The sequence below is a fragment of the Actinoalloteichus spitiensis RMV-1378 genome, from assembly GCF_000239155.1.
GTDB classification, from domain to species: Bacteria; Actinomycetota; Actinomycetes; order Mycobacteriales; family Pseudonocardiaceae; genus Actinoalloteichus_B; species Actinoalloteichus_B spitiensis.
Genome location: NZ_AGVX02000332.1, coordinates 1 through 7485, shown reverse-complemented (window position 1 = coordinate 7485; position 7485 = coordinate 1). Strand labels below are relative to the sequence as shown.

Below are 7485 nucleotides of genomic sequence, written 5' to 3'. Positions count from 1 at the left end.
GGTGGGTCGGCACACCCGCCCCGCCGTTCCTCGACCCCGGTCGCCGGCGAGCCCCACCCGGGTCGTCGCAGCGGGGGCGGGTGGGTACCGTCCGACGCGGCCGGTGCCTGGCCCCGTGGTTCCCGCACATCCGGCACCGTCCCGGCGCCCGAACATCCCGGGCGACCCCGACGGCTCGGCCCGCGCCCGGCGACGCGGGCCGGGGTCCTCCACGCGCTCCGGCCGGCGACGTCAGGGCGTCCCGCCAGCCACCTCCCCCTCGACGGACCCGGCGGGCGCGCGCAGCGTGACCACCGCCGCCAGCCCGTGCTCGCCGGCGGGCCGCAGCTCGAACCTTCCCCCCGCCGCCGTGACCAGCTCGTGGCAGATCGCCAGGCCCAGCCCGGTCCCGGCGACGTTCTGGTGCCGGGGGGAACGCCAGAAGCGGTTCAGGGCGGCCGTCCGTTCGGCCTCGTCGAGACCCGTCCCGTCGTCGGTGACCTCCAGCCGCACCCATTCCGTGCCGGAGGCCGGAGTGGCCACCTCCTCCGAGCTGAGGTCGGCCAGCTCGGTCGGCTCCCGCACCCGGCGGGCCCGAACCGTCACCCAACTCGCGCCCGAGAGCCGAACCGCGTTGCCCACGAGTTCGTCGAGGACACCGCCCAACCCACCGGGAGGCTCCAGGGCACCGAGGCCCCGCCCCGGGTCGACCTCCAGGCGGATGCCAGCCTGCCTCGCCTGCACCCGCCACCCGGGCTCATGGGTCGCGAAGAGGTCGTCGAGGGCCACCGGCTCGGCGTCGGTGGCGCTGTCGAGCCGGGTCGCGGCCAACATCGCGTCCAGCAGGCGCCCGAGGGCGGCCGCCTCGTCGACGGCGACCCGCTGCGCCTCCCTGGCGTCGTCGTCCCGCAGGTGCGGTTCCAGGTTCTCGACGGCCAGCCGCAGGCTGGCCAGGGGGTTGCGCATCTGGTGGGAGGCGTCGGAGACGAAGGCCCGCTGCCGTTCCAACGCGGTCCCCACCACGCCGACCATCGTGTTGAACGACGCGGCCAACCGCCGCAGTTCGGGCGGGCCGGTCACCTCGTCGGCGCGGGTGTCCAGGCGTCCCCGCGCGACGGCCGCCGTGGCCTCGTCGAGCTGGCGCACCGGTCGCAGCACCCAGCGGGAGATGGGCCAGGCCGCCAGGACCAGCCCCCCGAGGGGAACCAGCCCGACCAGCCCGAGCAGCAGCCACTGCCAGCCGATCTCCGCCCGCAACCCGCCCGTCGGGGAGGCCATCGCCACCACGGCGACCACCTCGCTGTCCCGGCCGACCGGTTCCACGACGTGCAGGGGGCGCGCCTGCCACGGCCAGAGGAGGGCGGGTGGCTCCGGTCGGTACCCGGCGAACGCCTGCCGCAGCTGCCCCGACAGGTCGTCCCCGTCGATCTCGTCGGCCGCCGGCCACGCGTCCCTGGACGAGAGCAGCACCTCACCGCCGGGTGCGAGGACCGCCACGGGGATGCCGTACAGGTCGTCGTAGCGGGCGATCTCGTCCCGCAGGGCCTCGATCCGGCCGGAGGACAGGGCGCTCTCGGCGAGCGAGGCGAACCGGCCGACATCGCTGAGGCGGTCCAGGTACACCTCCTGGGTCACCCGTTGGGCCACCACCGCGCCCAGGGGCACCCCGAGAGCGGCCATCAGCACGACCAGCAGCGGGACCAGGACGGCCAGCAACCGGCGCAGCACTAGTCGGCCCGCCCGCCGGGTGAGAGCCGGTACCCGATCCCCCGGACGGTGTCGATGCGCGCGGCGTCCCCGAGCTTCGCCCGCAACGAGGCGATGTGGGTGTCCAGGGTCCGGGAGGACGTCTCCCAGGCCGCCTGCCACACCTGGTCGAGGATGTGCACCCTGCTCACGACGGCTCCCGCCTGCGCCACCAGGAGGGCGAGCAGGTCGAACTCCTTGCGGGTGAGCGGCAGCGGGCCGGTGGGGGTGCTGGCCACCCGGGTCGCCGGGTCGAGGACGAGATCGCCGGCGCGCAGCGGCGCGGCGGGCGCGGAGTGCGCCCGCGCGGCGCGGGTCCGCCGCAGCACCGCCTCGATGCGCGCGAGCAGCTCCGCCGTCCCGAAGGGTTTGACCACGTAGTCGTCCGCGCCGGTCCGCAGGCCCCGAACCCGGTCGCGTTCCTCGCCGCGCGCGGTCACCGCGATGACCGCGACGCCGGGCCGCTCCCGGAGTCGCCGCAGCACGTCGATCCCGTCACCGTCGGGCAGTCCGAGGTCGAGCAGCACGACGTCGGACTCCGGCGCGGCGAGCGCCGCGGCGGCCGTACCGACCCGGTTCACCTCGTAGCCTGCGTGGCGCAACGCCACGGTCAACCCGCCCGCGACCCGGTCGTCGTCCTCGACGAGGAGGATTCGCATGACTGGGGATCGTAAGGCTCCGACGGCACGGCGCCGCTTCTCAGCTGGTCCCGTCTCCGTCCGAGCGGTCCGTTCCGCCGGCCGGGCGACGGGGTTGGCGGGGTTCGGTACCGGCGGGGCGGGCCGGGGTGCGAGGAGTGGCCGCGGTGTCCCCGTCCGCCGGGACGTCCCCGTCATCGTCGGTCCGGGTGACGGCCAACACCGACGGGTCCTCCCGTCCCTTGGGGGCGACGAGCAGGTAGACCAGGGCGCCGAGGAAGACCAGCACCGAGACGTAGACGTTGACCCGCACCCCGAGGATCTCGGTGGCCTGGTCGGTGCGCATCAGCTCGATCCAGAACCGGCCCAGCGTGTAGCCGGCGACGTAGAGGGCGAACACCCGGCCGTGCCCGAGGCGGAAGCGGCGGTCGGCCCAGACGATCACCAGGGCCACCAGCACGTTCCACAGCAGCTCGTAGAGGAACGTGGGGTGGACCACCGCGATCGGGGTGTGGTCGATGGCCACGCCGTTGAGCGGGTCGTTGAGCCCGGTCTCCGGGTTCACCCGCTGGTAGATCTCCAACCCCCACGGCAGGTCGGTCGGTCCACCGTAGAGCTCCTGGTTGAACCAGTTGCCGACGCGTCCGACGGCCTGCGCCACGATGATGCCCGGGGCGATGGCGTCCGCGACCACCGGCAGCGGTATCCCCCGCCGCCGGCAGGCGATCCACGCCCCGACCCCGCCGAGGGCGATCGCTCCCCAGATGCCCAGGCCCCCGTTCCAGATCGCCAGCGCGTCGAGCGGGTTGCGGCCGGGGCCGAAGTACTGGTGGTAGTCGGTGATCACGTGGTAGAGGCGGCCGCCGATCAGCCCGAACGGGACGGCCCACACCGCGATGTCGAGCACGGTGCCCTTCTCCGCGCCCCGGGCGACGAGCCGCCGGTCGCCCCACCACAGTGCGATGAGGATGCCGGCGAGGATGCACAGCGCATAGGCGCGGAGCGATATCGGGCCGAGGTGCCACACACCCTGGTCCGGGCTCGGGATGTTCGCCAGGAACACGGTTGCCGTAGTGCTCACCGGACCACACTAACCGTCCACGTGTCCCCGGCGTCCGGCGGTGTGGTCGCGATCGCGCTGGCTGCGGGCGGTCCGGACGCGCGGTGGTCGGGGTGGCCGCGCAAGATCCCTCGGGAGCACCTCGGGTGCCGCCGTTCGGGTGATGGCGGGCCGCCGCCAGCGGCCCGCGACGGGTCGGGCGAGGCCGCCCCCGAACGGACTCCACCGATGTCGCCGCCGCCGGCGGGCGCGTGGGTCCGCCCCGGCTGGTGGCGGCACCGGGCTGGTCGGGCGGCCGACGCCCCCGGTCAGCGGAGGGGCGGGGCTCGTCCCCGGCCGGTGGGCGCGGTCCTCCCGTGACGGGCCGCCGGGCAGCCGGCCGGTCAGCTGACCTGGCCCCGGACCCCGGCGGCGAGCTCCTCGGCCAGCGACCGGACCTCCGACCGGGCCCGCTCCTGGTCACCGCCGGCGCGCGCCACGAAGGCCGAGCCCACGATCACCGCGTCGGCGAAACCGGCGATCTCGGCCGCCTGCGCCCCCGACCGGACACCCAGCCCCACGCCGACCGGCAGGTCGGTGTGCTGCCGGGTGCGGCGGACGAGACCGGGAGCGTCGGAACCCACCTGGTCCCTGGCCCCGGTCACCCCCATGACGGCGGTCGCGTACACGAAACCCCGGCTCGCCTTCGTCGTCATGGCGATCCGCTGTTCGGTGGAGGACGGCGACACCAGGAAGATCCGGTCGAGGTCGTGGGCGTCGGAGGCCGACAGCCACGGCTCCGCCTCGTCCGGGATCAGATCGGGGGTGATCACGCCGAGCCCCCCGGCGGCCGCGAGGTCGCGGGCGAAGGCGTCCACGCCGTAGCGGTGCACCGGGTTCCAGTAGGTCATGACCACGGCGCGACCACCGGCGGTGGTGACCGACTCGACGAGCGAGAACACGTCCCGCAGCCGGAACCCGGCCCGCAGCGCGGTGTCGGCCGCGGACTGGATGGTCGGCCCGTCCATCACCGGGTCCGAGTACGGCACACCGATCTCGACCAGGTCACAGCCACCCGCGACCATCTCGCCCAGCAGCGCGGCGGAGTCGGCCGCGGTCGGGTAACCGGCGGGCAGGTAGCCGACCAGAGCGGCCCGCCGCTCGGCCCGGCAGGAGGCGAACAGCGAATCCAACCGGTCCATCAGGCGTCCTCTCCGGGAAGCAGCCCGAACCACCGGGCCGCGGTGTCCACGTCCTTGTCGCCCCGGCCCGAGAGGTTGACCAGCACCACGGCGCCCTCCCCCAGCTCTCGGCCGAGGGTCAACGCCCCGGCCAGGGCGTGCGCGGACTCGATCGCCGGGATGATGCCCTCGGTGCGGCACAGCAACTGGAAGGCGTCCATCGCCTCGGCGTCGGTCACCGTCCGGTACTCGGCCCGCCCGGTGTCCTTCAACCAGGAGTGCTCCGGCCCCACGCCGGGGTAGTCCAGGCCGGCGGAGATGCTGTGCGTCTCCTGGGTCTGGCCGTCCTCGTCCTGCAGGAGGTAGGACATGGCGCCGTGCAGCGCACCGGGCGAACCGGCGGTCAGGGTGGCGCCGTGCCGCCCGGTCTCCAGGCCCTCCCCGCCGGGTTCCAGGCCCACCAGGCGCACACCGGGGTCGTCCAGGAACGCGTGGAACGCGCCGATGGCGTTGGAGCCGCCACCCACGCAGGCGGCGACGGCCTCGGGCAGCCGACCGGTCCGCTCCAGCACCTGCTCCCGGGCCTCCAGCCCGATGACCCGGTGGAAGTCACGCACCATCACCGGGAAGGGGTGCGGCCCGGCGACGGTGCCCAACAGGTAGTGGGTGTCGGCGACGTTGGTCACCCAGTCCCGCAACGCCTCGTTGATGGCGTCCTTGAGGGTGGCCGACCCCGTCCGGACGGGGATGACCTCCGCGCCGAGCAGCCGCATCCTCGCGACGTTGAGCGCCTGCCGGCGGGTGTCGACCTCGCCCATGTACACCGTGCAGTCCAGCCCGAACAGCGCGCAGGCGGTGGCGGTGGCCACACCGTGCTGACCGGCGCCGGTCTCGGCGATCACCCGGGTCTTGCCCATCCGCCGGGTGAGCAGTGCCTGGCCCAACACGTTGTTGATCTTGTGGGAGCCGGTGTGGTTCAGGTCCTCCCGCTTGAGGAGGATCCGGGCCCCACCGGCGTGCTCCCCGAACCTGGGTGCGTCGGTGAGCGGCGACGGCCGCCCCGTGTAGTCGCGGAGCAGACCGCGCAGCTCGTCGACGAAGGCCGGGTCGACCCTGGCCTTCTCGTACTCGGCGTGCAGCTCGTCCAGGGCCGCGACCAGGGCTTCGGGGACGAACCGGCCGCCGTAGGGGCCGAAGTGCCCCCGCTCGTCGGGATCGTGCCCGCTGGGGCGGGTGCCCACCGGAGGGGCCGCGTCCGTGGTCCGCACCGCTCCGTCGTCTCCGCTCACGTCACCCACCGTCCGTGTCCGTCCGTCTCCTGCTCCTGGTCCGTCCACCGTCAGCGGCTGGGGCGGGGGCAGGCCGGATGCGAACCGGCGGTCACCAGCTGGGTGACGGCCGCCCTCGGGTCACCGCTGACGACCAGGCCCTCACCCACGAGCACCGCGTCCGCGCCCGCGCCGGCGTAGGCCATCAGGTCGCTGGGGCCGCGCACCCCCGACTCGGCGACCTTGAGCACGTCCGCCGGCATACCCGGCGCGATCCGGCCGAACACCTCGCGGTTGACCTCCAGCGTGTGCAGGTCGCGCGCGTTGATGCCCACCAGGCTCGCCCCGGCCTCCAGCGCCCGGTCCGCCTCCTCGGCGGTGTGCACCTCCACCAACGCCATCATGCCCAACGACTCGACGCGGTCCAGCAACGCCGACAGGGTGTTCTGGTCCAGGGCGGCGACGATCAGCAGCACGATGTCCGCGCCGTGCGCCCTGGCCTCGTGCACCTGGTAGGTGCTGACGATGAAGTCCTTCCGCAGCAGCGGGACGTCCACCGCCGCCCGGACGGCGTCGAAGTCGTCCAGCGACCCGCCGAACCGCCGCCGCTCGGTCAGGACGCTGATCGCCCTGGCCCCCGCCGCCGCGTAGGAGCTGGCCAGCTCGGCGGGATCGGCGATCTCGGCCAGTTCGCCCTTGGAGGGACTGCGCCGTTTGACCTCGGCGATGACCCCGACGCCCGGCGCCAGCATCGCGGCCTTGACGTCCTTGGGAGGTGCGACCTCCAGGGACCGCCTCTTGATCTCCTCGAAGGGGACCGCTGACTCGCGTTCCGCCAGGTCGGCCCGCACCCCGTCGAGGATGGACTCCAGGACGCTCACGAGATCACCTCGTCGCCGTGCCCGTTCGTGCGCTCGATCACGCCCACTCCCCTCGCGCGCCGCTGGTTGTCGAGGATGCTAACTCCGCTCGCGGCCGGCCCTCCGCACTGGGTGGACCATCACTCGCGCGCCGCGTCGTGCTGGTCGCGCGCCGCGGTCGGGTCGTCACCACTGTCCATCGCCTCCCAGAGTTGGCGGTCCGAGGGCACGGCCGAGCGCCGGTCGGCGGGCGTGCGGTAACGACCGCCGAGCACGGGCAGCGCGCCGGAACGCAGGACCAACGACAGCCCGCTGAGCACCAGGACGACGCCGCCCGCGCCGCCGAGCATCCTGCCCCACGGTGGCCCCCCTTCGCCGGGGTCGGCGACGGACAACGGGTCCACCGGGACATGACCAGTGTCGCCGACCACACCGACAGCCGCGCCCGGATCGAAGGAAATGGCCGACCAGAGGACCCAGATCCCGGCGAGGGCCAGCACGACGCCCACCCCCCGGCGCACCCAGCCCCGGGTGCCCAGCACGGCGGCCACGGCGGCGAGGGACAGCAGCGCGACCGCCGCCAGCCCCCCGACGGCCGCGGATCCCGGGATGTCCCCGGGCAGCCTGTCCTGCCCCGGCCGCCAGTCCGCGACGAAGCCCCAACTGAGCTGGTTCGCCCCCCACAGCAGGAGCGCGGCCGACACGAGGCCGGCGACCAGCGGCCACAGCTGGGCCCCGCGCCGGCTCGTGTTCTGGCCCTCGGGGGCCGCCCCC

7 protein-coding genes are annotated in these 7485 nt (G+C 74.4%); all 7 read right to left on the bottom strand.

Going from position 1 to position 7485, the window contains the following annotated elements:
• Positions 1–231: 231 nt before the first annotated feature.
• Positions 232–1695 carry a HAMP domain-containing sensor histidine kinase gene (locus tag ACTIDRAF_RS29045; RefSeq protein ID WP_245533548.1) on the bottom strand — a complete coding sequence of 488 codons (1464 nt, stop codon included), beginning with the start codon at positions 1693–1695 and terminating at the stop codon, positions 232–234.
• Between the two features lie 11 nt (positions 1696–1706).
• Positions 1707–2384 carry a response regulator transcription factor gene (locus tag ACTIDRAF_RS0215075; RefSeq protein WP_016699564.1) on the bottom strand — a complete coding sequence of 226 codons (678 nt, stop codon included), beginning with the start codon at positions 2382–2384 and terminating at the stop codon, positions 1707–1709.
• Between the two features lie 40 nt (positions 2385–2424).
• The gene (gene lgt, locus ACTIDRAF_RS29040; protein ID WP_157163049.1) at positions 2425–3444 is read right to left on the bottom strand and encodes a prolipoprotein diacylglyceryl transferase; all 1020 of its coding nucleotides are present in this window, start codon (positions 3442–3444) and stop codon (positions 2425–2427) included.
• A 362-nt stretch (positions 3445–3806) separates the two neighbouring features.
• Positions 3807–4604 carry a tryptophan synthase subunit alpha gene (gene trpA, locus ACTIDRAF_RS0215065; RefSeq protein WP_016699562.1) on the bottom strand — a complete coding sequence of 266 codons (798 nt, stop codon included), beginning with the start codon at positions 4602–4604 and terminating at the stop codon, positions 3807–3809.
• On the bottom strand, positions 4604–5851 hold the full coding sequence (trpB, locus tag ACTIDRAF_RS0215060) for a tryptophan synthase subunit beta (protein WP_052168844.1): 1248 nt from the start codon (positions 5849–5851) through the stop codon (positions 4604–4606). Before trpB ends, trpA begins: the two co-directional genes overlap by 1 nt.
• Before the next feature lie 71 nt (positions 5852–5922).
• Positions 5923–6732 carry an indole-3-glycerol phosphate synthase TrpC gene (gene trpC, locus ACTIDRAF_RS0215055; protein ID WP_016699560.1) on the bottom strand — a complete coding sequence of 270 codons (810 nt, stop codon included), beginning with the start codon at positions 6730–6732 and terminating at the stop codon, positions 5923–5925.
• Positions 6733–6851: 119 nt separating this feature from the next.
• Positions 6852–7485: Trp biosynthesis-associated membrane protein (locus ACTIDRAF_RS0215050; RefSeq protein WP_016699559.1), on the bottom strand; the 634-nt coding region annotated here is incomplete at its 5' end.